The 23,998-nt window shown below is 62.8% G+C and carries 23 protein-coding genes and 1 tRNA gene; 21 read left to right on the top strand and 3 right to left on the bottom strand.

The genetic code is table 11. From position 1 onward, the window contains the following. Positions 1-452: 452 nt before the first annotated feature. The 4 genes from V6Z91_RS03500 (at position 453) to V6Z91_RS03485 (ending at position 4,688) form a co-directional block, all read left to right on the top strand. A complete protein-coding gene (locus V6Z91_RS03500; protein WP_338766722.1) occupies positions 453-977 on the top strand; it encodes a methylated-DNA--[protein]-cysteine S-methyltransferase in 525 nt (174 codons plus the stop codon). After that, positions 953-1,852, top strand: coding sequence for a site-specific tyrosine recombinase XerD (gene xerD / locus V6Z91_RS03495; RefSeq protein ID WP_338766720.1), 900 nt, complete (start codon positions 953-955; stop codon positions 1,850-1,852). The genes V6Z91_RS03500 and xerD overlap by 25 nt, the downstream gene beginning before the upstream one ends. Before the next feature lie 50 nt (positions 1,853-1,902). Beyond that, positions 1,903-2,094 carry a hypothetical protein gene (locus tag V6Z91_RS03490; RefSeq protein WP_338766718.1) on the top strand — a complete coding sequence of 64 codons (192 nt, stop codon included), beginning with the start codon at positions 1,903-1,905 and terminating at the stop codon, positions 2,092-2,094. A 146-nt stretch (positions 2,095-2,240) separates the two neighbouring features. Further along, complete coding sequence (locus V6Z91_RS03485; protein ID WP_338766715.1) at positions 2,241-4,688, top strand: EAL domain-containing protein; 2,448 nt, start codon at positions 2,241-2,243, stop codon at positions 4,686-4,688. 9 nt (positions 4,689-4,697) lie between these two features. Here the strand turns inward: V6Z91_RS03485 and V6Z91_RS03480 are convergent, their stop codons facing one another. Further along, positions 4,698-5,678, bottom strand: a complete 981-nt coding sequence (locus tag V6Z91_RS03480) for an endonuclease/exonuclease/phosphatase family protein (protein ID WP_338766713.1) — start codon at positions 5,676-5,678, stop codon at positions 4,698-4,700. A 37-nt stretch (positions 5,679-5,715) separates the two neighbouring features. Here V6Z91_RS03480 and ybaK point away from each other — a divergent pair, with 37 nt between their 5' ends. From ybaK to V6Z91_RS03445, 7 genes are all read left to right on the top strand, one after another. Then, complete coding sequence (ybaK, locus tag V6Z91_RS03475) at positions 5,716-6,207, top strand: Cys-tRNA(Pro) deacylase (protein WP_338766711.1); 492 nt, start codon at positions 5,716-5,718, stop codon at positions 6,205-6,207. 68 nt (positions 6,208-6,275) lie between these two features. Then, positions 6,276-6,905 (top strand): glycerol-3-phosphate 1-O-acyltransferase PlsY, encoded by a 630-nt coding sequence (gene plsY / locus V6Z91_RS03470; RefSeq protein WP_338766708.1) that lies wholly within the window; start codon positions 6,276-6,278, stop codon positions 6,903-6,905. 72 nt (positions 6,906-6,977) lie between these two features. Further along, positions 6,978-7,631 carry a DsbA family oxidoreductase gene (locus V6Z91_RS03465; protein ID WP_338766706.1) on the top strand — a complete coding sequence of 218 codons (654 nt, stop codon included), beginning with the start codon at positions 6,978-6,980 and terminating at the stop codon, positions 7,629-7,631. Between the two features lie 166 nt (positions 7,632-7,797). After that, complete coding sequence (locus tag V6Z91_RS03460) at positions 7,798-8,088, top strand: DUF427 domain-containing protein (protein WP_338766703.1); 291 nt, start codon at positions 7,798-7,800, stop codon at positions 8,086-8,088. Positions 8,089-8,110: 22 nt separating this feature from the next. Further along, positions 8,111-9,337: a metal-dependent hydrolase gene (locus V6Z91_RS03455; protein WP_338766701.1), complete on the top strand. Its 1,227-nt coding sequence runs from the start codon at positions 8,111-8,113 to the stop codon at positions 9,335-9,337. A gap of 7 nt (positions 9,338-9,344) precedes the next feature. Further along, positions 9,345-10,238 (top strand): ion transporter, encoded by an 894-nt coding sequence (locus V6Z91_RS03450; RefSeq protein ID WP_338766699.1) that lies wholly within the window; start codon positions 9,345-9,347, stop codon positions 10,236-10,238. Positions 10,239-10,359: 121 nt separating this feature from the next. Continuing rightward, a complete protein-coding gene (locus V6Z91_RS03445) occupies positions 10,360-10,545 on the top strand; it encodes a hypothetical protein (protein WP_338766696.1) in 186 nt (61 codons plus the stop codon). 27 nt (positions 10,546-10,572) lie between these two features. Here the strand turns inward: V6Z91_RS03445 and tsaD are convergent, their stop codons facing one another. Beyond that, positions 10,573-11,604 carry a tRNA (adenosine(37)-N6)-threonylcarbamoyltransferase complex transferase subunit TsaD gene (gene tsaD, locus V6Z91_RS03440; protein WP_338766694.1) on the bottom strand — a complete coding sequence of 344 codons (1,032 nt, stop codon included), beginning with the start codon at positions 11,602-11,604 and terminating at the stop codon, positions 10,573-10,575. Positions 11,605-12,048: 444 nt separating this feature from the next. On the opposite strand from tsaD, the gene nirD reads away from it, so the two are divergent. Continuing rightward, positions 12,049-12,459, top strand: coding sequence for a nitrite reductase small subunit NirD (gene nirD, locus V6Z91_RS03435; RefSeq protein WP_338766692.1), 411 nt, complete (start codon positions 12,049-12,051; stop codon positions 12,457-12,459). 2 nt (positions 12,460-12,461) lie between these two features. Here nirD and V6Z91_RS03430 read toward each other — a convergent pair whose 3' ends face one another. Further along, on the bottom strand, positions 12,462-13,520 hold the full coding sequence (locus V6Z91_RS03430; protein ID WP_338771708.1) for a 3-deoxy-7-phosphoheptulonate synthase: 1,059 nt from the start codon (positions 13,518-13,520) through the stop codon (positions 12,462-12,464). 96 nt (positions 13,521-13,616) lie between these two features. On the opposite strand from V6Z91_RS03430, the gene ybiB reads away from it, so the two are divergent. The 9 genes from ybiB (at position 13,617) to V6Z91_RS03385 (ending at position 23,993) form a co-directional block, all read left to right on the top strand. Continuing rightward, on the top strand, positions 13,617-14,603 hold the full coding sequence (ybiB, locus tag V6Z91_RS03425) for a DNA-binding protein YbiB (protein WP_338766689.1): 987 nt from the start codon (positions 13,617-13,619) through the stop codon (positions 14,601-14,603). A gap of 35 nt (positions 14,604-14,638) precedes the next feature. Next, positions 14,639-15,847 (top strand): NAD(P)/FAD-dependent oxidoreductase, encoded by a 1,209-nt coding sequence (locus tag V6Z91_RS03420; RefSeq protein ID WP_338766686.1) that lies wholly within the window; start codon positions 14,639-14,641, stop codon positions 15,845-15,847. A gap of 147 nt (positions 15,848-15,994) precedes the next feature. Continuing rightward, positions 15,995-16,207 carry a 30S ribosomal protein S21 gene (gene rpsU, locus V6Z91_RS03415; protein WP_005665410.1) on the top strand — a complete coding sequence of 71 codons (213 nt, stop codon included), beginning with the start codon at positions 15,995-15,997 and terminating at the stop codon, positions 16,205-16,207. A gap of 123 nt (positions 16,208-16,330) precedes the next feature. Beyond that, complete coding sequence (locus V6Z91_RS03410) at positions 16,331-16,780, top strand: GatB/YqeY domain-containing protein (RefSeq protein ID WP_338766683.1); 450 nt, start codon at positions 16,331-16,333, stop codon at positions 16,778-16,780. Between the two features lie 108 nt (positions 16,781-16,888). Next, entirely contained in the window at positions 16,889-18,685 is a 1,797-nt protein-coding gene (gene dnaG / locus V6Z91_RS03405) for a DNA primase (protein WP_338766680.1), read from the top strand. Between the two features lie 522 nt (positions 18,686-19,207). Then, complete coding sequence (rpoD, locus tag V6Z91_RS03400) at positions 19,208-21,469, top strand: RNA polymerase sigma factor RpoD (protein ID WP_338766677.1); 2,262 nt, start codon at positions 19,208-19,210, stop codon at positions 21,467-21,469. Between the two features lie 194 nt (positions 21,470-21,663). Next, a tRNA-Ile gene (locus V6Z91_RS03395) sits at positions 21,664-21,742 on the top strand. 197 nt (positions 21,743-21,939) lie between these two features. Beyond that, the gene (locus V6Z91_RS03390; protein ID WP_338766676.1) at positions 21,940-23,049 is read left to right on the top strand and encodes a hypothetical protein; all 1,110 of its coding nucleotides are present in this window, start codon (positions 21,940-21,942) and stop codon (positions 23,047-23,049) included. Next, positions 23,049-23,993 (top strand): hypothetical protein, encoded by a 945-nt coding sequence (locus tag V6Z91_RS03385; RefSeq protein ID WP_338766675.1) that lies wholly within the window; start codon positions 23,049-23,051, stop codon positions 23,991-23,993. Before V6Z91_RS03390 ends, V6Z91_RS03385 begins: the two co-directional genes overlap by 1 nt. Positions 23,994-23,998: the final 5 nt, after the last annotated feature.

Genomic DNA, 23,998 nt, shown 5'->3' with positions numbered 1-23,998 from the left:
TGCACAAGGCAAATATTTTCTTGCTACAAAAAAACAGGAGAAAACCGCGTTTGGATCAGTTATGATCGCTCCTGTTTGGTGCAGCACATAACGATATGCACCAACGTAGCAAGGAATACGCGAGTTAGTGGGGAGTGGTAATAAAAACGTTATGCCGGAGACGGCGATAATCGAGGAGACACGCGGTTCACAGTATGTTGTTGGCATCACTGCTGAAGGCGGCCAAAAGCCAGCCGCGGCGGGACCAAACAACCGGAACCGTGCCAAAGCAATACTTAAAACGCACCAGCAGGTGCGTTTTTTTTCGTCCGCGTGTTCCGCCACGCAGCGGCACCGCAACCGGCTGCGATCGGGCGCGTTGGCGATGCCGTGCAAGCGCGTGGCGTACCTTTGATCTAGCTCTGGGTCAGCCGTTCGTGTAGCATGTTTGCGACAGTAGTCTGGAGTTAATTGTGACGCAAATACAACAAGCTGCCGAGTTGTTCGCAGCGATCGTTCCCACGCCCTTCGGCGCGCTCGGTATCCGCACCGGCGGTGCCGTCGTCAGCGAGCTGGTTTACCTGCCCGCCAGCCAGGGGGAGAAGGCACCGGCCGACGCGGTCGCCGAGCAGGCCGCCATGCAGGTGCAACGCTACTGCCTCGATCCCGATTTCCCGTTCGACCTGCCGCTGGCGCAGGTGGGCAGCGCATTCCAGCGCAAGGTGTGGGATGCGATCCGCGCCATTCCGCGCGGCGAGGTGCGCACCTACGGCGAGATCGCCAGGTTCGTGGGCTCGATGCCGCGCCCGGTCGGCCAGGCGTGCGGCGCCAATTATTTTCCGCTGGTGATTCCCTGCCATCGGGTGACGGGCGCGCAGGGCCTGGGCGGTTTTGCCGGCAGCGACGACCGCAATGGCTTCACGCTGGACGTCAAGCGCTGGCTGCTGGCCCACGAAGGCCACCGCGAATACGCATGGCAGCAAACGACGCTGCTCTGATCGACGAGTTCTGCGACACGCTGTGGCTGGAAGACGGCCTGTCGAAGAACACGCTCGATGCCTACCGGCGCGACATGAAACTGTTCGCGGCCTGGCTCGCCCAGGCCCGGCCCGGCACGGGCCTGCTGGCGGTACATGCGGGCGATATCGCCGGCTATTTCGCCGCCCGGCATGGCGACACCAAGGCCAGTTCGTCGAACCGGCGCCTGTCGGTCCTGAAACGCTTCTACCAGCAGGCATTGCGGCGGCAGCGCATCAGCGAGGACCCGTGCCTGAAGCTCGCGTCGGCGAAGCAGCCGGCGCGGTTCGTGCATACACTGTCCGAGAGCCACGTGGAAGCGCTGCTCGCCGCCCCTAGCGTGCGCGAGCCGCTCGGCATCCGCGACCGCACGATGCTCGAACTGATGTATGCCAGCGGCCTGCGCGTATCGGAACTGGTGGCCATGAAAGTCACCGAGCTGGGCTTGAACGAGGGCGTGGTGCGCGTCACCGGCAAGGGTGCGAAGACGCGCCTGGTACCGTTCGGCGATGCCGCGCGCGAATGGATCGAGCGCTACCTGCGCGAGGCGCGCGGCGTGATCCTGAACGGCCAGCAGGACGATGCGCTGTTCGTCACCGCGCGCGGCGGGCCGATGACGCGGCAGATGTTCTGGGTGGTGGTGAAGAAATGCGCGCACAGGGCGGGCATCACGGTGCCGCTGTCGCCGCACACCCTGCGCCACGCCTTCGCCACCCATCTGCTGAACCACGGCGCCGACCTGCGCGTGGTGCAGTTGCTGCTTGGTCATGCCGACATTTCCACCACCCAGATCTATACCCACGTGGCGCGCGAGCGGCTGAAGCAACTGCATGCGTTACATCATCCGCGGGGATGAGAAATCTGCGATGCTCGTTCTGTCGCATAATGTTGGCAACGGAGGCAGTCATGGCAAAAACGAATTTCTCGTATGAAAAGCGGCAACGCGAGTTGGAAAAGAAGCGCAAGGCCGAGGAAAAGGCCAAACGCAAGCTGGAGGCGAAGCACAGGCCGGCCGGCGAGCAGGAAGCCGATACCGTCGGCTATGAGGTTACGGAAGATACCGCCGAGACGGATACGACGGCACTGCGGCAAGAGTGAACGGCCGGCCCGTTCACTGGCAACAGTCAGCCGCCCGCTCCGGCTGACTGTCTTGTATTTTGTATCCGGGCAACATAAATATCCATCAAGCAGTCATTCTTGATGCAACGCAAGCGCCAGCTGAGCAGGAGGGCAAGAATGGCACGATGGCCTCGCAAGATCTTCCCATTCCTTCCGCATCTGCCGCGCTCGCGCTCGTCGCGCGCCTCGTGGCCGCCCTCGAGCACACGGCCCTCGTTGCCGTGTGCGGCATCGACCGCGCCGGGAAGGTGCGCTTCTGCAATAACGCATGTGCCGGGCTAGCCGGTGTCGCGCCGGAAGCGGCAATCGGGCAGCCGCTGCATCACCTGTTTTCGCGTGGCGACCGGCAGGCCGAGCATGACGCCTTGGTGGAGGAAGCCTGGCGCAGCGGCAAGCATGTGCCCGCGGGGGACTGGCACGTGCGCACGGCCGATGGCCGCGAGCTGTGGCTGTATTCGACGCTCGTGCCCGTCTGGCACGAAGGCGAGCTGGCGCAGGTGTTCTGCATGGACGTGGACGTGACATCGCGCCGGCATGCCGAGGAAGCGCTGGCCGCCGCCGGCGTCAATTTCCGCCAGTTGTTCCAGAAGTCGGCCGATGCGATCCTGCTGGTGCGCCATGGCCTGATCGAGGATGCGAATCCCGCGGCATTGCACCTGTTCAAATGTGCCGATGCCGGCCGCTTCGTGGGCCGCCGCCTTGCCGATTTTTCACCGCTGCAACAGCCTGGCGGCGTGCTGTCCGTGCCGGCCGGGCGGCGGCTCGAAGAGCAGGCGCACCAGCTGGGCAACTGCCGCTACGACTGGCGCTACCTCGACTGCAGCGGCAACCTGTTCTGGGCCGAAGTGCTGATGACGTCCGTCACGCTGAACCATGAGCACCTGTTCTACGTGGTGGTGCGCGACATCTCGGCGCGCAAGAACGCCGAGCGCACGCTGTACCTGGCGGCCCAGGTGTTCGAGAACAGCCGCGATGCAATCCTGCTGGCGGACAGCTCCCGCCACGTCATTTCGATCAACCGCGCCTATTCGGAAATCACCGGCTACGGCAGCGACGACATGCTGGGCAAGCCATTGTCGGTGTACCGCTCCGGCATCGAGGACGAAAGCTTCTTCCGCGAGGTGTGGGACCAGATCGAGGCCACCGACCACTGGCAGGGCGAGATCTGGTCGCGCCGCAAGAGCGGCGAACTGTTCCCCGCCTGGCTGGCATTGACGGCGATCCGCGACAGCAACGACGCCATCAGCAACTACATGGCGATCCTGTCCGACATCACGGAACGCAAGCGCTCGGAGGAGCACACGCGCCACCTGGCCGAGCACGATTTCCTGACCGACCTGCCGAACCGCGTGCTGTTGCTGGACCGGCTGTCGCTGGCGCTCTCGGCCGCGCGCCGCAAGGGCAGCATGCTGGCGATCCTGTTCCTGGACCTGGACCGCTTCAAGCAGGTCAACGACACGCTGGGCCACCAGGTGGGCGATCAGTTGCTCAAGGAAGTGGCCGCGCGGCTGCTGCGCTGTGTGCGCAAGGTCGATACCGTCAGCCGCCAGGGCGGCGACGAATTCGTCATCATCCTGGCCGATATCGGCGGCATCGACCACGCGGCCCATGTGGCGGCCACCATCCGCCAGGCCGTCGGCCAGCCGTACGTGATCGCCGACCATGAGTTGCACGTGTCCACCTCGATCGGCGTGTCGATTTTCCCCAGCGATGGCGACGACATCGACACGCTGGTCAAGAATGCCGATATCGCCATGTACCACGCCAAGCAGGGCGGCCGCAACAACTTCCAGTTCTTCAGCGCCGAGATGAACGAGCGCATCGTGGAGCGCGCATCGTTCGAGCAGGGCCTGCGCCGCGCGCTGGCCGAAGGGCAGTTCGAACTGGCGTTCGAACCGGAGCTGGACATCGCCACCGGCGCGCTGGTGGCGGCCGAGGCGCTGATCCGCTGGCGGCACCCGGAGCTGGGCCTGCTGTTGCCGGAACGCTTCATCGGCGTGGCGGAGGAGGCCGGCCTGATGGTTCCGATCGGCGACTGGGTGCTGCGCGAAGCGTGCCGCCAGGCGCGGCGCTGGCGCGACGCCGGCCACCCCATGGCGGTGGCGGTCAACCTGTCGCTCGCCCAGTTCGTGCAGCGCGACCTGGTCGACAACGTGCGCGCCGCGCTGGCGGAATCGGACCTGGAACCGCGCTGGCTGGAACTCGAATTGACCGAGGCAATCATCATGAAGGGCGGTGGTGCCACCGCCGCCACCCTCGATGGCCTGCGGGCGCTGGGCGTGCGGTTGTCGCTGGACGACTTCGGTACCGGCTGGTCGCGCCTGGGGCAGTTGAAGGATTACCCGATCGACAAGCTCAAGATCGCCCAGGCATTCCTGCTCGGCGGCAGCGATGAAACGGCGATCCGCACGATCATCGCCGTGGCGCGCAGCATGCGCATGACGGTGATCGCCGAAGGGGTGGAAACGGCCGGGCAGCTGGCCTTCCTGCGCGGCGAAGGCTGCGACATGTACCAGGGCCGGCAGGCCGAGGCGGCGGTACGCGACGGCGGCCTCGACCGCCTGCTGCACTGAGGCTGCCGATCAGAACAGGCGCATGCGCACCAGCACCTGCCCGTGGTCGGAAGCTTCCGGCCGCTCCAGCCGCAGGTGGTCGTTGAAATAACTCACGTCGATCACCTCGCCGATCGCGCGCGGCGAGTTGCGGTTGAATTCCTCCGACACGAGCACGTGGTCGATCGTCGAATAATGCCCCTCGTGGATGCTGGTGTAGCCCACGTGGCGCAGGTGGTCCTGGCGCAGCTGGATCTGGTTGCTGTCATACAGCCGACCGCGGCGTTCCTCGGTGATGCCGTTGGCGCCGTTCGCGATACTGCGGGTGCTGCCCGTGCCGAGCACGATCGTGGTGGTAACGGCGTCCGCCGTGTCGTTGAAGTCGCCGAGCACCACGCAGGGCCGGCGCGCCTCGCGCATCATCTTCGACAGCAGCACGCGCAGCGCCACGGCCTCGGTGCCGCGCCACACGAGCGAGCGCAGGCTCGCCATCGCGTAATGCAGGGGGTCCTCTCCGCTGTCGCCGGCGCGGTAATCGGGGCGGCGCGATTTCAGGTGCACCACCACCACGTCCACGATGCGTTCGCCGGGCAGCACCACCTTCACGTGCAGCGGCGCGCGGGCGAAACGGTCGGAATCGGGGTTGCCGGAATCGCAGGGCACGTCTTCGGGGAAGTGGGCGTAGACGGCCGGGGCACCGGCAAGCGGCAGCCGCGACACGATGGCGACGTTCGGCGTAAGGCGCGTGGCGCGCGGGTCGGGGTCGAAGCCGGCGTGCAGCGCTTCGCGGTACTTGCGCGTGCGCGACAGCACATCGCGCAATGCCGCCTGCGAGAAGATTTCCTGGAAGCCGATCACGTCGGCATCGAGTTGGTCGAGTTGCTGCGCAATCCAGTTCGCCTTGGCATCATAGGCCTCGGGCGTGAGGGGCTCGAGGTTGTCGTACAATTTCGCGCCGGGCGGGGCGAGGTTGCAGACGTTGAAGGTGGCAAAGCGAATTTCTTCCTGCATAATGAGAAACTCCTTTTCACAACGATCGTAACACGGCATGGCCAAGAAAGAGCACATTTCAGAGACCCCGGCCACCGCGCTGCTCAAGCGGCACAAGGTGCAGTTCACCGAACATCCATATGAATACGAGGAACATGGCGGCACGTCGGTTTCCTCGCGCGAACTGGGCGTCGACGAGCACCACGTGGTCAAGACCCTCGTGATGCAGGACGAAGCCGCCAAACCATTGATTGTGCTGATGCACGGGGATCGCAAGGTCTCCACGAAAAATTTGGCCCGCAACATCGGCTGCAAGTCGGTCGAGCCGTGCAAGCCCGAGGTGGCGCAGCGCCACTCGGGCTACATGGTGGGCGGCACCTCGCCGTTCGGCACGAAGAAGCCGATGCCGGTGTACGTGGAGGAATCGATCCTGGGCCTGGAAACGATTTATATCAATGGCGGCCGCCGCGGCTTCCTGGTCGGCATCGCGCCGCGCGTGCTGACCGACGTGCTGGGCGCCAGGCCTGTCAACTGCGCACTGGCCGACTGAGGGGCGCTTGCGGTATAGTCGGCGCCCGCTGAACCGAATGTCAAAATAAACTAGGAATACTTGGGGAAATGACTACCATCCTGCTGGCGATTGCCGCCTACCTGATCGGCTCGATTTCTTTTGCCGTTGTCGTGAGCAAGGCCTATGGCCTGTCGGACCCGCGCACCTACGGCTCAGGCAACCCGGGTGCCACCAACGTGCTGCGCAGCGGAAACAAGGGGGCCGCCGTCTGGACACTGATCGGCGATGCCTTCAAGGGCTGGCTGGCGGTCTGGCTGACGATCCATTTCCAGAAGCAGCTCGGCATCGGCGATGGCACCATCGCCATCGTGGCGCTGGCCGTCTTCGTCGGCCACCTGTGGCCGGTGTTTTTCCGCTTCGAGGGCGGCAAGGGCGTGGCCACCGCGGCGGGCGTGCTGCTGGCGCTGGACATCTGGCTCGGCCTGGCCACGCTGGCGACCTGGCTGATCGTTGCCTATGCGTTTCGCTACTCGTCGCTGGCGGCCCTGGTCGCCTCCGTGTTCGCGCCGTTCTACTATGGCCTGCTGTTCGGGGTGGAACCCCAGCTGTTCGCCGTGGTGGTGATGTGCGGCCTGCTCATATGGCGCCACGCCAGGAACATCGGCAACCTGATGGCCGGCAAGGAAAGCCGGATCGGCAGCAAGAGCAAGGCCGCTGCCGCGGCGAAGAAAAAGTAACTTGTAATTTCGACAGCGGCCCTCATCATCCCGCGACGGGCCGCCGCCGGCGGCCGCACTCGAAAGGCCGCCATGACCACACCCACCCAGCCGCTGCGCATCGATTTCGTTTCCGACGTTTCCTGCCCGTGGTGCGCCGTCGGGCTGAAGTCGCTGGAAACGGCGCTTGCGCGCATTCCCGAAGCCGACGTCGAATTCCACTTCCAGCCCTTTGAACTGAACCCGAACATGGGCAAGGAAGGGCAGGACATCACCGAACACATCACCGAAAAATACGGCAGCACGCCCGAACAGCAGGAACAATCGCGCGAGATGATCCGCCAGCGCGGCGCCGCGGTCGGCTTCACGTTCGCGATGGACAAGCGCAGTCGCATCTACAACACCTTCGACGCCCACCGCCTGCTGCACTGGGCCGAGGAAGAGGACCGCCAGCGGGAATTGAAGCACGCGCTGTTCGAAGCCTATTTCACGAACGGCGAAGACCCGAGCTCGCACGAAGTGCTGCTGCGCGCGGCCGAGAAAGCCGGCCTGGACCGCGAGGCCGCCCGGGACGTGCTGGAATCGGACCGGTATGCGGACGAAGTGCGCATGCTGGAGCAGTACTGGCAGCAGGCCGGGGTGCGCTCGGTGCCGGCCATCGTGGTCAACCAGCGCCACCTGATTTCCGGCGGCCAGCCGCCGGACGTATTCGAGGGCGCGTTGCGGCAGATCCTGGAAGGCAAGTAGCCGTCAAGCCACCTTTGCCGGCGCCTTTGCGGGTATTGCAAGGCATGCCTTTTGCGCTACACTGCCGCGTCACCAAACGGTGGCCGCTTGCCGCCTGCACGTGGGAAGCGGCGCCATGCAAACGACCGTAATATCCCAATCGGATTCAGACACCAGGAGAACAGCCATGCCGAAAGCCATCTGGAACGGCGCCGTGATCGCCGAGGCAGCCCCCGACGAGGTGGAGATCGTCGAACAGAACGTGTATTTTCCGCCGGAGCGCGTGAAACGCGAATACCTGAAGGACAGTAGCCACACCACGCTGTGCCCGTGGAAGGGCGTGGCCAGCTATTACGACGTGGAAGTGGATGGCCAGGTGAACCGCAACGCCGCCTGGTACTACCCGGCCGCCAAGGAAGCGGCCAAGTCGATCGAGGGCCGCATCGCCTTCTGGCATGGGGTCGAGGTCAGCCGCTGAGTGCCGATTGAGTGCTGATTGAGTGGATAACGTTACCCATACCTTCGTCGGCCTCGGCGTCGGCGAACTGGTCCAGCGTTCGCTGCCGGCCGAGCCCGACGCGGCGCGGCAGGGTACCCGCCACCGCCTGCTGCTGACGGCCTGCGCGGCGGCCAGCAACTTCCCCGACCTGGACCTGGTGCTGACGGACCTGCTGCCGGCGCCGCTGGGTTACCTGCTGCATCACCGCGGCCATACCCACACGCTGCTGTACGCGCTGCCGCAAGCCTTGCTGCTGCTGGCGGCCCTGTGGCTGCTGTGGCCGAATGCGCGCCGGCTGCTGAAGGAGAGCCGCCACGCCCGGCTCGGCCTGGGCCTGGCGATCGTGCTCGGTTTCCTGCTGCACATGTCGATGGATTTCCTGAATTCCTACGGCATCCACCCGCTCGCGCCCTTCGATCCGCGCTGGTTCTACGGCGACCTGGTGTTCATCGTCGAACCCGTGTTCTGGGTCGCCTTCGGCGTGCCGCTGGCGCTGGCGATTCCGCGGCCCTTCCTGCGCTGGCTGGCCGTGGCCGCGCTGGGCATCTTCCTCGCGTTCGTCACCTGGCGCGGTTACCTGGACCCGCTGTCGCTGGCCGGCCTGCTGGCCATCGGCGGCGTGATCGCGGCGCTGCGCATCACGCGCACGCAGAGCCGGCGCGCGCTGGCGCTGTCCGCGCTGGTGTGCGTGGGCTTCATCGCGGTGCAGGGAGGCGCGTCGTCGCTTGGCCGGGCGCGGGTCGAAGCGGCCTTGCACGCCATCGACCCGGCTTCGCGCGTGCTGGACGTGGCGATGACGGCATTCCCGGCCCAGCCGCTGTGCTGGTCCTTCGTGGCCGTCGAGGAAAACGCCACGCAGGGCAGCTACCGGCTGCGGCGCGGCTCGCTGAACCTGGCGCCGGGCGTGCTCGGGCAATGCCCGGCGGCGTTCCTCGATCCGGCGGACCGCGCCACGGCGTCCACCGGCGTCGGCCTGGCTTCCGAATGGCAGGGCAACCTCGCCACGCTGCGCACGCTGGCGAAGACCGATTGCCATGTGAACGCCTGGCTGCGCTTTGCGCGCATGCCGGCGGTCGATGCCGAGGTGGCCAGCGACCTGCGCTTCTCCGCCACCCCGCGCGGCAATTTCACGACGATGGACATTGCCGCGGCCAGCCGTGAACCCTGCGGCAATGTGCCGCGCTGGGCGTATCCGCGCGCCGACCTGCTGGGGCTCGCGCTACACTGAACGCCCCATGAACGTCCGTCCGTCCAAGGCTCCCGCGCCGCCCGAGCAATCGGCCGACCCGAACCAGCGCTTCGGCAAGCCCGAGGGCGGCTGGCGCGAGGAACTGTACGAAGTCATCTTCGAATCGCATACGCGCAAGGGGCAGATCTTCGACCTGGTGCTGATCGGTGCCATCGTGCTGTCGGTCGTCACGGTGGTGCTGACATCGATCGAGTCCGTCGCGAAGTCCTACGGCCACTGGCTGTTCATTTCGGAATGGATCTTCACCTTCCTGTTCACGGTCGAATACATCGGCCGGCTCCTGTGCGTGCGGCGGCCCGACCGTTATGCGCGCAGCTTTTTCGGCATCATCGACCTGATGTCGGTGGTGCCCAGCTATGTTTCGCTGTTCATTCCCGGCTCGCACGTGCTGCTGGATGTGCGGATCCTGCGGCTGCTGCGCATCTTCCGCATCCTGAAGCTGACGCAGTACATCCAGGAATATGGCATGCTGGGCAATGCGCTGCTGGCCAGCCGCCGCAAGATCCTGATCTTCCTGTCCGTCGTGTTCATGATCGTGTTCCTGCTGGGCACGGTAATGTACGTGGTCGAAGGGCCGCAGCACGGCTTCACGAGCATCCCGACCGCGGTGTACTGGGCCATCGCCACCGTGACCACGGTCGGCTTCGGCGACCTGGTGCCGAAGACGGATATCGGCCGCGCGATCGCCTCGTTCATGATGCTGCTGGGCTGGGGCATCCTGGCCGTGCCGACCGGGATCATCAGTTCGGAGATCACGCACCAGCGCGGCATGCGGGCGCTCACCGGGCGTGTCTGCACCCGTTGCCATGCGCCCGGTCATGAAGCCGGTGCGCGGTTCTGCAAGGCGTGCGGCGAAGCGCTGCCGCAGGAGATGCATTAAGGATACGCGGAAGCAGACTCGGCCATTGTCAATGCGACCACGACCGTTTCAAAATCGTGGCCATGGCACGCCAATTGCTGCTACATTGTCTCGTATAGACAAATCCCCACAGGAGTGCATCATGAGCGAATCGGTTTCCCCAGCCAAGCCCGCGCCACGAGAACGCGAGCACGAGCGCGAGTCATCCAAGCCGGCGCGCGCCGAGCGCATGGAGGATATGCGCAAGAAACACGCGAAAACCGGCGTCGTCGCGGCCGGCGGGCTGCTGGCCCTGGTGGGGTTGGCGGCAGTCCTGCTCGGCGCTTGAGCCGCCGTCCTGCCCACCATCCTCGTTTCAGATCACCCGTAATTCATCCAGCGGCCAGCGCGGGCGCACATTGAACGCATACTCGCGCCGGGCGGCGCCGGGATTGATCGACAGTCGCATGGCGCCGGCAAAGGCAATCATCGCGCCGTTATCGGTGCAGAACTCCAGCTCGGGGTAGTACACACGGAAACGCTTCTTCGCCGCCGCCGCGTTCAACGCGGCGCGCAGCTGGCTGTTCGCGCCCACGCCGCCGGCAATGACCAGGCGCTTCAGCCCGGTCTGCTTCAGGGCGGCCACGCACTTGGCCACCAGCACGTCCACGATCGCGTCCACGAAGCCGCGTGCGATGTTGGCCTTGTCCTGTTCGCACACATTGGCCGCGCCCTGGTTCTTCACCACGGTCAGCACGGCCGTCTTCAGCCCGGAAAAGCTGAAATTCAAGTCCTTCGAGTGCAGCATGGGCCGCGGCAGCTTGTACGCGGCCGGGTCGCCGAATTCGGCCAGCCGCGAAATGGCCGGGCCGCCCGGGTAACCCAGGCCCAGCAGCTTGGCCGACTTGTCGAAGGCTTCGCCGGCCGCATCGTCCAGCGTCTCGCCCAGCAGTTCATACTGGCCGACGCCATCGACGCGCATCAGCTGCGTATGGCCGCCGGACACCAGCAGGGCGACGAAGGGAAACTCGGGCGGGTCGGACGCCAGCAGCGGCGAGAGCAGGTGGCCTTCCAGGTGGTGGATGCCGAGCACGGGCTTGTCCAGCGCCAGCCCCAGGCTGCACGCGATCGACGAGCCGACCAGCAGCGCGCCGGCCAGGCCCGGGCCCTGCGTGTAGGCGATGGCATCGACGTCGGCCGCGGCAATGCCGGCTCCTTGCAGCGTCTGCTGGAGAAGCGGGATGGCGCGGCGGATATGGTCGCGCGAGGCCAGCTCCGGTACCACGCCGCCATATTCCTCGTGCATCGCCACCTGCGAGTGCAGCGCATGCGACAGCAGGCCGCGGCGCGTGTCATACAGGGCCAGGCCGGTTTCGTCACAGGAAGATTCGACGCCGAGAACGATCATGGTAAACAGCTGATATTGAAGGGCAATCCGCCATTGTAATGGAAAGCGGCAAGCGTTTCAGCCGGCCTTTGGCGGATGAGTCCGTGTCTCTCGGTGCCAGGCACCGAAGACACGGACTCAACAATGTTTGCAACGTAAGCGATTGATATTGAAGAGGTCAGCCATTGCGCAACACATGAGCTTGTGTCTCACGGTGCCTGGAGGGAGTGCAGCCTTGCATGGCTGCACCGTTCCGCCGGCGCAGAGCAGTGCTCTGCGAAACCCCTGCTCCACCACCAGGGGGACACGGCCTCGGCCGTAGTGGCACTTGCGCCACAGCGCGGGGCGCTCCCGCACCGCGGCAGTGCGGCCGCGTGCCGCGGCGGTGAGCTTTATTGTCCTGGCGATGGCATTGCTCTTGCTACTTCTCCCGTGTTGCGGCAAGAAGCCGTGGGAGGAGAGGCAATGCCCGAGCACTGGAAAATGGTTTGCAAGGTCAAGGATATTCCGCCGGGAGGCGCGCATCACGTGCCGCGCGGCCTGGCGTGGCAGGAGTTGCCCGGCGTGGCGGTGTTCCGCACCGTGGACGATCGCATCTTCGCATTGCTGGACAGTTGCCCGCACCAGGGCGGGCCGCTGTCGCCGGGCCTCGTGTCGGGCGAGCATGTGCAGTGCCCGCGGCATCAGTGGAATATCGCGCTGGAGACGGGCTGTGCCGTGGCGCCCGAGCAGGGATGCACGCGGCGCTATGCCGTCAAGGTAGAGGACGGCAAGGTCTACCTCGACCTGCTGGAGCTGAACGCGCCGGCCAGCCGCGCCGAAGCGGCGTTGGCCGGCACCTATGGCGTGGCGCCGCTGGTCGGCACGTATCTATAGCGTCAGGGGCGGCCGCGCAGTTCCGCGTCGGCCTGCTTGAGCATCTGCACCGTGGTATCCCAGTCGATGCACGCGTCCGTCACCGAGCAGCCGTACTTGAGCTCGGAGAGGTCGGCCGGGATCTTCTGGTTGCCGGCGCAGATGTTCGACTCGATCATCACGCCCACCAGCGAACGGTTGCCGTGGACGATCTGGTTGATCACGTCCGTCATCACCAGCGGTTGCAGCTCCGGCTTCTTGTAGCTGTTCGCGTGCGAGCAGTCCACCACGATATTGGTCGGCAGCTTGGCCTTGGCAAGCGCCTGTTCGGCGATCGTCACCGACACGGAATCGTAGTTCGGCCGGCCATCGCCGCCGCGCAGCACCACGTGGCCGTAGGCATTGCCGCGCGTGCGCACGACGGCCACATTGCCTTCGCCATTGATGCCCAGGAAGGCGTGCGGATTGGCGGCCGACAGGATCGCGTTGATGGCGATGCCGATATCGCCGTCGGTGCCATTCTTGAAGCCGACCGGCGTCGACAGGCCGGACGACATTTCGCGATGCGTCTGCGATTCCGTGGTGCGCGCGCCGATCGCCGTCCAGGCGATCAGGTCGCCCAGGTATTGCGGCGAGATTGGGTCCAGCGCCTCGGTCGCCGTCGGCAGGCCCAGTTCGCACACGTCCAGCAGAAACTGGCGCGCCTTTTCCATGCCGATGTCCACGCGGAACGAGTCATCCATGAACGGGTCGTTGATATAGCCCTTCCAGCCGGTGGTCGTACGCGGCTTCTCGAAATACACCCGCATCACGAGCAGCATCGTGTCCTTCACCTCTTCCTGCAGCGCCTTCAGGCGGCGCGCATAGTCCAGGCCGGCAACAGGATCGTGGATCGAGCACGGGCCGACCACGACGAACAGGCGCTTGTCCTTGCGGTCGAGGATATTGCGCAAGTCTTCGCGGCCCTTGGTGACGGTGGCGGACGCTTTCTCCGTCAGCGGCAGTTTCGCATGCAGTTCGGCCGGCGTGGGCATGGGCGCGAACGAGGTAACGTTGATGTTTTCGAGATCGGGGGCAATCATGGCTTCATTCATTTGGCTTCCCTGCGTAGGGCTCTGTCTGCTTCATCTTTCGATGGGTAGTCGATTAGTGTAGCCGAAATGCGGTAAGCTGTTTCCATGAGTATCGAAAACACAATCCCACCCGAATCGTCTCCATTCGCGGCCGCGCCGTTCATCAAGGAAATCGGCCGCGGCGTCAAAGGCGCCCGCAGCATGAGCCGCACCGACGCCTTCACCCTGTATCAAGCGATGCTGGACGGCCGCGTCTCCGACCTGGAACTGGGCGGCATCCTGCTGGCGATGCGCATCAAGGGCGAGTCCGTGGACGAGCTGGCCGGGTTCCTCGATGCGGCCGAAGCCTCGTTCGCGCCCTTGCAGGCGCCCGCCGGCCCCTACGCGCCCGTGCTGATTCCCACGTATAACGGCGCGCGCAAGATGGCCAATCTGACGGCCTTGCTCGCGCTGCTGCTGGCGCGCGAGGGCGTGCCCGTGCTGGTGCACGGCGTGCCGCACGACGTGGGCCGCGTCGCCACCGCCGAGGTGCTGGCCGAACTGGGCATTGGCGCCGCAGTCACCGCCGCGGACGCGGAGCGGGCGCTGGCTGATGGCCATGTCGGTTTCATCACCATCGACACGCTGGCGCCCAAGCTGGCCCATCAACTGTCGCTGCGGCGCATCCTCGGCGTGCGCAACTCCACGCACACGATCGTCAAGATCCTGCAACCGTTCGCCGGCCCTGCCTTGCGGCTCGTGTCGTACACGCACCCGGAATACCTGGAAACGCTGGGCGAATACTTCACCACGGCGGCCCCCCGTGCGCGCGGCGACGCCTTCCTGATGCGCGGCACCGAGGGGGAAACGGTGGCCAACGCCAACAAGGCGCAGAAGATCGACTGGTTCCACGACGGCGAGCGCACCGTGCTCGTGGAGCGCCAGATGATCGCCGAGGCCGAACCCGCGCTGCCCGAAGACAAGAGCGCCGCCGCCACCGCCGCCTGGATCCAGTCGGTGCTGCGCGGCGACGTGCCGGTCCCCGACCCGATCGCCCAGCAGGTCGGGCACATCGTCACCGTCGCCCGCGAACTGCGCACCCGCCACGGCTGAAGTACAATGCCCGGTTTGACTGGCAGGCGGATGCGATGGCGGAACGGTTTGACGTAGTGGTAATTGGCGCGGGCGCGGCCGGGATGATGTGCGCCGCGGCGGCCGGCCAGCGCGGCAGGCGTGTCGTGCTCGTCGACCATGCCGAAAAGCTGGCCGAGAAGATCCGCATCTCCGGCGGCGGGCGCTGCAATTTCACCAATATCAACGCCGGGCCAGCGAACTTCCTGTCCGAGAACCCGCATTTCGTGAAGAGCGCACTGTCGCGCTACACGCCGCAGGATTTCCTCGCGCTGGTGAAGAAATACCGCATCGCCTGGCATGAAAAGCACAAGGGCCAGCTGTTCTGCGACGATTCGGCCGAGCGCATCATCGACATGCTGAAGGCCGAATGCGACGCCGGCAACGTGCGCTGGCGCATGCCGACCAGCGTGCAAGGGGTGGCGAAGGAAGGGGAGCAATTCCATGTCCAGACGCAAGCAGGCACCTTCATCGCCGAGTCCGTCGTGATCGCCACCGGCGGCCTGTCGATCCCGAAGATCGGCGCCACCGATTTCGGCTACCGGATCGCGAAGCAGTTCGGCTTGGGCCTGATCGAGCCCCGCCCGGCGCTGGTGCCGCTCACCTTCGATGCCCAGCAATGGCAACCGTTCGTGCCGCTGGCCGGCGTGTCGCTGGAAGTCGATGTGGAGACCGGCACGCTGAAGGGCCGCAAGGCTACCGGCGCGCGCTTTCGCGAGGACCTGCTGTTCACGCACCGCGGCCTGTCCGGCCCGGCGATCCTGCAGATTTCCAGCTTCTGGCAACCCGGCACGCCGATCACCATCAACCTGCTGCCGGAGCTGGACGTGGCCGCCACGCTGATCGAAGGGAAGGGCACGATCAAGAAGCACCTGGGCAATGTGCTGGCGCAATGGCTGCCTGCCCGGCTGGCCGAAGGCCTGCTGCAGGCGCACGGTTTCCATGCCGATGCGCGGCTGGCGGACATGCCCGACGCCCAGTTGCGCCGGCTCGGCCAGGCCATCAACGGGTGGACCATCACGCCGAACGGCTCGGAAGGGTACCGCAAGGCCGAGGTCACGCGCGGCGGCGTCGACACGAAGGAACTGTCGCAGCAGACGATGATGGTCAACGGGGTGCCCGGCCTGTATTTCATTGGCGAAAGCGTCGACGTGACCGGGTGGCTGGGAGGCTACAACTTCCAGTGGGCCTGGGCTTCCGGGGTGGCCGCGGGGCTGGCAGTCTGATATCATTCGTGACCCGGCAGCGCTGTTGCGCGCCGGTTTCACTCTGTTCGGATGTTAGCGGGTAGGCACGAAGCCTCTTGTCTGTCTGGACAAATGCTGCTATTATCGCTGTCTTCCTAAAAACCCTCTAACGGTTTGAATTTTTACATGACCACTATCCGCCTTAAAGAAAACGAGCCGTTCGAAGTTGCCATGCGCCGCTTCAAGCGCACCATTGAAAAAACCGGCCTGCTGACCGAACTGCGCGCACGCGAGTTCTACGAAAAGCCGACCGCAGAGCGCAAGCGCAAGCTGGCCGCTGCCGTGAAGCGTCACTACAAGCGCATCCGCAGCCAGCAACTGCCGAAGAAGCTGTACTAATTCTCGCTGCACTGACCGGGCCGTCGACGGCGCATTCGCCTCCGGTCCGCGTGTCGCGTCCGCCCGCTCCGGCATCGTCCGCAGCGGGTTTTTCGTCTTTACCGCACCATTTTCGAGGACCCCATGAGCCTGAAAGCCCAGATTTCCGATGACATGAAAACCGCCATGCGCGCCAAGGAGGCCGGCAAGCTGGCCACGATCCGCCTGCTGCTGGCCGAGATCAAGCGCAAGGAAGTGGACGAGCAGATCGAGCTGAACGATACGCAGGTCGTGGCCGTTGTCGAGAAGATGATCAAGCAGCGCAAGGATTCGATCACGCAATTCGAAGCGGGCGGCCGGGCCGACCTGGCCGACATCGAGAAGGCCGAACTGGCCGTGCTGTCCGCCTACATGCCGGCCGGCCTGTCGGATGACGAGATCGCCGCCGAAGTGAAGGCCGCCGTGGCCGAGTCCGGTGCCGCCGGCCCGCAGGACATGGGCAAGGTCATGGCTATCCTGAAGCCGAAGCTGGCCGGCCGTGCCGACATGACCGTGGTATCCGGCCTCGTCAAGAAGGCCCTCACGGGCGCCTGATTGGTGCCTGAGCTTGCCTGCCGCCGCGCATTGAGGCCGATCAAATTCCAGCCCGGCGCGGCGTTATAGCCTGATCCGTAACAACATGGAAGAACCGCGGTTGCCACAGTGATTCCACAATCCTTCATCTCCGACTTGCTGAACCGCGTCGACATCGTGGACGTGGTGGGGCGCTACGTACAGCTGAAAAAGGGTGGCGCCAATTACCAGGGCCTGTGCCCGTTCCATAACGAAAAATCGCCGAGCTTCACCGTCAGCCCCACCAAGCAGTTCTATCACTGCTTCGGCTGCCAGGCGCACGGCACGGCGATCGGTTTCCTGATCGAATATTCCGGCATGGGCTTCGTCGATGCCGTGAAGGACCTGGCCCAGAGCGTGGGCATGGTGGTGCCGGAGCAGGACGACAAGATCCCGCCGGCCCAGCGCGCGCAGATGCAGGCGCAAAGCCTGGCGCTGTCCGACGCGATGACCCAGGCCGCCGACTTTTATAAAGCCCAGCTGCGCAAGGCGCCGGCCGCGATCGCCTACCTGAAGGGCCGCGGCCTGACGGGCGAGATTGCCGCCCGCTTCGCGCTCGGCTATGCGCCCGAGGGCTGGGACAACCTGCGCGCCGTGTTCCCGCAATACGATGCGCCCGTGCTGGCCGAAGCCGGCCTCGTCATCGACAAGGTCGACGAGGAAGGCCGCCACATCAAGCGCTACGACCGCTTCCGCGAACGCGTGATGTTCCCGATACGCAATACCAAAGGGCAGGTGATTGCCTTTGGCGGGCGAATCATGGAGCAGGGCGAGCCAAAGTACTTGAATTCTCCCGAAACGCCTTTATTTTCAAAGGGTTCGGAACTGTATGGCCTGTTCGAGGCACGCCAGGCGATTCGCGACGCGGGCTATGTGCTGGTGACCGAGGGCTATATGGATGTGGTGGCGCTGGCCCAGATGGGCTTTCCGCAGGCGGTGGCCACCTTGGGAACCGCCTGTACGCCGATCCACGTGCAAAAGCTGTTGCGCCAGACCGACAACGTGGTCTTCAGTTTCGACGGCGACCGGGCCGGCCGCAAGGCGGCCCGGCGCGCACTGGAAGCTTGCCTGCCGTACGCGGCCGACGACAAGACGATCAAGTTCCTGTTCTTGCCGTCCGAGCACGATCCCGACAGTTATATCCGGGAATACGGCGCGCCGGCCTTCGAGCAGCAGGTGCACGAGGCGATGCCGCTGTCGCAGTTCCTGTTGCGCGAAGCGCAGGGCGAGCACGACCTGGACGAGCCGGAAGGCCGTGCCCGCGTGCAGTTCGACGCGAAGCCGATGCTGCAGGCCATGGCGCCGTCCGCATTGCGGTTGCAGATCGTGCGCGGCCTGGCGGCGATGACGCAGAGCACGCCCGGCGAGATCGAGGCGCTGTTCGAGCTGTCCAAGCCGGTGGCGGCGAGCCGCAAGGCGCCGCCCAAGAGCAAACGGCAGGAGCCCGTGGGGCTGGAGCTGAAGATCATCCGCTGCCTCATCGCCTACCCGTCGCTGGCGCTGGAACTGGACGAAGCGGCTTTGGAAGCGTTCCGCCAGTTCGGGCCGGAGCAGAGCGAGCACCTGGTGCATCTGGTGCAGACCGCCCAGGGTTTTGGCGAAGGCGCCACGTTTGCCGCGCTGGCCCAGCAATTGAAGGAAGAGGGCTCCGGCTATGATGCGCTGATCAGTGAAATTGCCGCCGCCGACGAATGGGATATCGAGGCGGAGCGGCTCTGGCTGATCGCCACGGTGCGCCAGCTGAAGCAGGATGTACTGAAGGCGGAGTTGAACCAGCTGTTTTCCTCCGGCCTGCCGCCCGAGGAATTGGGCGTGCGCTATCGCGAGATTAACGAAAGGTTGCAAATGTTATCTCGCGAAGAACAGTCCGTGCTGGCGAACCGGTAATTGCCGCCGTTCGCGAAACGGGCCGGCCGCGCTGCGCCAGGGGCGCGCGTCTGGTATTCAAAAAGTGGCGTGCTATAATAAAACGCTAAGTATTTCAATACCTTGGCAAGGTTCTTCAGTTCAGAATTTGTGTTTGTTTTCAGTAGGTTGGGCTCATCGCCGGCGCGCAATAAAGTGTGAAAGCACGAGGCCGGAGGCGGGGCAAGACTTGGTTGGGACGGCGCGAGTTTCTTGTCGCGTATCTTGGCGCCGAACAGGCGAAACAGCCCGCTCCCTCACACCGTTCGCGCCCCTAGCCCCCACGCGTGGTCATACAGTAGAATTTCTGCCAAACATAGCCATTCGATAAGTTTCGTGCGCGAGTGGCCGCCGGCAGCGTCAGGACTGTCGCCGGGAATGAGCAAGGAAGTTTTGTAGCAGTGCCGGATGGAGGAGTCCCGCAGTGTTGGTTGCTGAAAGGGCTCCGGGGATTACGGCATCATCCTAACCCGTAAGCTAGTCGTTGTGACATCGAAAGCGCCTGTGCCAGCAAAGAAACCTGAAACCAAAGCGGCTGCAAAGCCCAGCAAAGTGACCGCCCGCGCAGCCAAGACGGCAGACAAAGCCGAGACGAGCGCGGATCCGCGCGCGCCCGCGGCGCCGCCGGCGGTGAGTCAGACTACCGATGCGGCAACCCTTGCCGCCATCGACACGTCCGGCTACGTGCTCCCGTCCGTCAAGGTACCGGGCCGCCGCGGTCGCAAGCCAAAGGAATTCCAGCCCGAGAACGACGAAGTCGCCGCGCTGAATGCCGTCGAGCGCGCCGAACTGAAGGCCGTGGACAAGGCGAAAGCCAAGGACCGCAAGGCCAAGGAAAAGGCGCTGCTGAAAGACGCGTTCTCGTCGGATACGGAAGCGACCGAGGAAGAGCTGGAGCGCCGCCGCCAGAAGCTGAAAACGCTGATCAAGTTCGGCAAGGAACGCGGCTTCCTCACCTATGCCGAGATCAACGACCACCTGCCGGACAATATCGTCGACCCGGAAGCGATCGAAGGCATCATCGGCACGTTCAACGACATGGGCATTGCCGTGTACGAGCACGCGCCCGATGCCGAAACGCTGCTGCTGTCCGATAACGTTGCAACGGTCACCAGCGACGACGAGGCGGAAGCCGCGGCCGAGGCCGCGCTGTCCACCGTCGACTCCGACTTCGGCCGCACGACCGACCCGGTGCGCATGTACATGCGCGAGATGGGTTCCGTCGAGCTGCTGACGCGCGAGGGTGAAATCGAGATCGCGAAACGCATCGAAGACGGCCTGAAGGACATGATCCAGGCCATCTCCGCCTGCCCGGTCACGATCGCCGAGATCATCGCCACCGCCGATCGCATCCGCAACGACGAGACCAAGATCGACGAGATCGTCGACGGCCTCGTCGACGAGGAAGAGGAAACGGCAGCAAGCGCACCGCCGCCCGTCACCCCGTCCGAGGACGACGAGGACGAGGAGGAAGAAGAGGAAGAGGAAGAGGAAGAAGAGGAAGAAGCAAGCCCGTCCGGCGCGGCGGCCGGCTATTCGGCCGAACAGCTCGAGGCGATGAAGAACAATGCCCTGGCCAAGTTCGACGAGATCGCCAACCAGTTCGACAAGATGCGCAAGGCCTTCGAGAAGGAAGGCTACAACTCGAAGTCCTACGTGAAGGCGCAGGATGCGATCTCGAACGAACTGCTGGGCATTCGCTTCACCGCCAAGGTCGTCGAAAAGCTGTGCGACACGCTGCGCGGCCAGGTCGACGAAGTGCGCCACATCGAGAAGCAGATCCTGGACGTGGCGGTGAACAAGTGCGGCATGCCGCGCGCCCACTTCATCAAGGTCTTCCCGGGCAATGAGACGAACCTGGAATGGGTCGACGGCGAAGTGGCCGCCGGCCACGCGTACAGCGCCATCCTGGGCCGTAACATTCCCACGATCAAGGAATTGCAGCAACGGCTGATCGACCTGCAAGCCCGCGTGGTGCTGCCGCTGCCGGACCTGCGCAACATCAACCGCCAGATGGCGGCCGGCGAAATGAAGGCGCGCAAGGCCAAGCGCGAGATGACGGAAGCGAACCTGCGTCTCGTGATCTCGATCGCCAAGAAGTACACGAACCGCGGCCTGCAATTCCTGGACCTGATCCAGGAAGGCAATATCGGCCTGATGAAGGCGGTGGACAAGTTCGAGTACCGCCGCGGCTACAAATTCTCCACGTACGCCACGTGGTGGATCCGCCAGGCCATCACCCGCTCGATCGCCGACCAGGCGCGCACGATCCGCATCCCGGTGCACATGATCGAAACGATCAACAAGATGAACCGGATCAGCCGCCAGATCTTGCAGGAAACAGGTGCCGAACCCGATCCGGCGACCCTGGCGATCAAGATGGAGATGCCGGAAGATAAGATCCGCAAGATCATGAAGATCGCCAAGGAACCGATTTCGATGGAGACGCCGATCGGCGACGACGACGATTCCCACCTGGGCGACTTCATCGAGGACAACAACACCCTCGCGCCATCGGATGCGGCCCTGCACGCCTCCATGCGCGGCGTGGTGAAGGACGTGCTCGATTCGCTGACCCCGCGCGAAGCGAAGGTGCTGCGCATGCGCTTCGGTATCGAAATGTCGACCGACCACACGCTGGAAGAGGTGGGCAAGCAGTTCGACGTGACGCGCGAACGCATCCGCCAGATCGAAGCGAAGGCGCTGCGCAAGCTGCGGCATCCGTCTCGGTCGGACAAGCTGAAGAGCTTCCTCGAGGGGAATTGACCCCGACTGTCCAGTCACCGGCGGCTTGCCGGTGACTGTTTTGTCATCAACAAAGTCTTGACGGGAGCCGGTGCAGGCCCTATTCTGCCGAGTTCGTTTTGTAGTCGTTTGCTCAACGAACCCGTGCCAGGGCAGGGTGCATCGGCTCCGGCACTTCCGCGCTACGCATTCGCAAGCGCGACCGTACTACCTCAGGGCCTCTAGCTCATGCCTGGTTAGAGCAGCGGACTCATAATCCGTTGGTGCCCGGTTCGACTCCGGGGAGGCCTACCAATATCATGCTCATGCGTGGCTAAATGGTAACATCAGAAGTGGCTTACTCAGCCTTTGCATTTTGCAATCAACCGCATCGTTTGGTCGTCAACGGTTGCCGGCATTTGATATCATGGCACGGGGTATCCTGCGATGAAAGAAGCCCGGTTGTCTACATGCCACTAGTATTACCCATCTAGCTCAATATAGGACGATAAATGTTCAAACCTCCAGAAATTAAGTATGCTCATGTTGATGAGCTAATGCTTGATCCAACAAATCCTCGGCTTGGCAGACGAGTAGCATCGGAAAAAACCAAGCAGGACGTCGTACTGGATCTGATGAAGGATTGGACACTTGAGGAGTTAGTTACTTCATTTGCTGAGAGTGGCTTTTGGCCACAAGAGGCTGTGATTGTTGTTAAGGAGGAGCTTTACGGCAAGTCAAGTTTGGTCGTAGTTGAGGGAAACCGACGACTCGCGGCTGTGAAGTTTATGCTCAGGGTTCTGCAGGGTGAATCTGCTCCTTCGAAAGTGCGCAGCGCGTTATCGGGTGAAGAGATTCCAGATGAATTCTTTCAAAACATTCCATATATCGAGGTTGGATCGCGTAAGGACGTCGCCGCGTATCTGGGATTTCGGCACGTAACCGGAATTAAAGAATGGAATCCTGCTGAGAAAGCTCAATATATCGCGAAGCTGATCGACGAGGACGGGATGTCCTATGAGGATGTTAGAAAGAAAATCGGCAGTAAGGCTCCGACTGTGCGGCAGCATTATATATCATACAGACTATTGCTCCAGATGGATAATGCTGAAGAGATAGACGTAAATCTCGTGGAGGAAAAATTCAGCGTGCTTTATCTAACTCTGCGTACCTCCGGCGCTAAAAAGTATTTGCACATAAACGCAATGGCTGAGCCTGGCGAAGCTGAGTATCCCGTTCCGGATGAACACCTTGATAATCTAGCTAATTTTGCGAAGTGGCTTTTCGGAACTAATAAACACCCTCCCCTCTTCACTGATTCCCGAAACGTTGACGATTTCGGAAAGATATTGGAAAGCGATGAGGCCGTTGCATATTTGGAGAGGACAGAAAATCCTCGCTTCGAGATGGCCTATAGAAAGTCCGGGCTGGGTGAAGATAATCTCATTGCGTATGTAAATCAAGCGGATGATAATGTTCAACTTTCATTGCAGGAAGCCCATCTTCATCGTAACTCGAAGCTCTTGCAAAAGGCGGTTCGCAGGTTGAAAGAAGATGTCCTGCAACTGGTCAGCATATTCCCTGAAATTAAAAGGGAGTTAAAAGCCGACCTGGAGGAGTAATGTTAGGTTTGCCTGAAGAAGGGATGTCCTATTCTGTATCAAAGCACAACGTTGATATTGGAATACTTTGTGATTGGATAGAAGCTAGCGTATTGTTCGATGATAATGAGTTGTCGAAAAGCGATGTAATTGATATTTTGGTGGAAAACGAGGTCTACGCATCCCAAGGATTTGCGTCGGAAGTGGTAGACATAGCCTGGGCTGTACTTCGTCAGCGGCTGATATTTCCAGGGGCGGATCTCCAATTCAAAATCACAGGTCACCGGATAACGAGAGTCAACGACTGGGAGACATTTCCTGCGTATGCGTTTTGCCTTATCTTATCCTGTTTGAGCTACTTGTATCCACAATCAGCTAGAGCACTGGGGTATGACTTCACTGGGCAAGGAAGTCTATTCGAAAGACTGGCTTTTGCTTCGCTGTCAAAATCGTTTCCGAACTGGACTGTTAAAAGAGTTGGTTGGGCGCCTGATAATCCATTGAAACTAAAGGAAGCCGTCGGTAGTATTCTTTCTGACTTAAATGAAGTAGCGAACGGTGATATTCACTTACATGTAACTGAGTATGCTAACGAGCTTGGACTGGATATCTTGGCGTTTTGCTCGTTCAGTGATAATCATGCGTCGTTTCCTGTGATAATGATGCAGTGCGCCAGCGGGAAGAATTGGGAGGAGAAACGACATACACCCGATTTTACAGTATGGCGTAAGATCGTGAACTTTAATTCGCAGCCATTGAAGGCGTTCGCAATTCCTTATGCATTCACGAATGCAGATGAATTCCGTGCAAAAGCGACAAAGGTGGATGGCCTGTTTATGGATCGTTATAGGTTGATAATACCAACTGCTGGGCGCGCTCTTCAAAATTTAGATAACGAGTTGCGTGACGATTTGTTGGCTTGGATTACTCCGCGTGTACGTGCCCTGCCGAGAGCAGATGTTTAGTAATT

The organism is Massilia sp. METH4, from assembly GCF_037094685.1.
Taxonomy (GTDB): domain Bacteria; phylum Pseudomonadota; class Gammaproteobacteria; order Burkholderiales; family Burkholderiaceae_D; genus Rugamonas.
Note: the sequence above shows the minus strand (reverse complement) of the source record. Positions and strands in the feature narration are given on the sequence as shown.

Coding starts and splice junctions, on each gene's coding strand:
- V6Z91_RS03465 (WP_338766706.1), top strand. CDS start 6,978: ATGACCACACCCACCCAGCCGCTGCGCATCGATTTCGTTTCCGACGTT.
- tsaD (WP_338766694.1), bottom strand. CDS start 11,604: ATGATCGTTCTCGGCGTCGAATCTTCCTGTGACGAAACCGGCCTGGCC.
- ybiB (WP_338766689.1), top strand. CDS start 13,617: ATGAGTATCGAAAACACAATCCCACCCGAATCGTCTCCATTCGCGGCC.
- rpsU (WP_005665410.1), top strand. CDS start 15,995: ATGACCACTATCCGCCTTAAAGAAAACGAGCCGTTCGAAGTTGCCATG.
- V6Z91_RS03385 (WP_338766675.1), top strand. CDS start 23,049: ATGTTAGGTTTGCCTGAAGAAGGGATGTCCTATTCTGTATCAAAGCAC.
- V6Z91_RS03420 (WP_338766686.1), top strand. CDS start 14,639: ATGGCGGAACGGTTTGACGTAGTGGTAATTGGCGCGGGCGCGGCCGGG.
- V6Z91_RS03390 (WP_338766676.1), top strand. CDS start 21,940: ATGTTCAAACCTCCAGAAATTAAGTATGCTCATGTTGATGAGCTAATG.
- V6Z91_RS03460 (WP_338766703.1), top strand. CDS start 7,798: ATGCCGAAAGCCATCTGGAACGGCGCCGTGATCGCCGAGGCAGCCCCC.
- xerD (WP_338766720.1), top strand. CDS start 953: ATGGCAGCAAACGACGCTGCTCTGATCGACGAGTTCTGCGACACGCTG.
- nirD (WP_338766692.1), top strand. CDS start 12,049: ATGCCCGAGCACTGGAAAATGGTTTGCAAGGTCAAGGATATTCCGCCG.
- V6Z91_RS03445 (WP_338766696.1), top strand. CDS start 10,360: ATGAGCGAATCGGTTTCCCCAGCCAAGCCCGCGCCACGAGAACGCGAG.
- V6Z91_RS03485 (WP_338766715.1), top strand. CDS start 2,241: ATGGCCTCGCAAGATCTTCCCATTCCTTCCGCATCTGCCGCGCTCGCG.
- V6Z91_RS03450 (WP_338766699.1), top strand. CDS start 9,345: ATGAACGTCCGTCCGTCCAAGGCTCCCGCGCCGCCCGAGCAATCGGCC.
- ybaK (WP_338766711.1), top strand. CDS start 5,716: ATGGCCAAGAAAGAGCACATTTCAGAGACCCCGGCCACCGCGCTGCTC.
- V6Z91_RS03480 (WP_338766713.1), bottom strand. CDS start 5,678: ATGCAGGAAGAAATTCGCTTTGCCACCTTCAACGTCTGCAACCTCGCC.
- V6Z91_RS03410 (WP_338766683.1), top strand. CDS start 16,331: ATGAGCCTGAAAGCCCAGATTTCCGATGACATGAAAACCGCCATGCGC.
- V6Z91_RS03490 (WP_338766718.1), top strand. CDS start 1,903: ATGGCAAAAACGAATTTCTCGTATGAAAAGCGGCAACGCGAGTTGGAA.
- V6Z91_RS03430 (WP_338771708.1), bottom strand. CDS start 13,520: ATGATTGCCCCCGATCTCGAAAACATCAACGTTACCTCGTTCGCGCCC.
- plsY (WP_338766708.1), top strand. CDS start 6,276: ATGACTACCATCCTGCTGGCGATTGCCGCCTACCTGATCGGCTCGATT.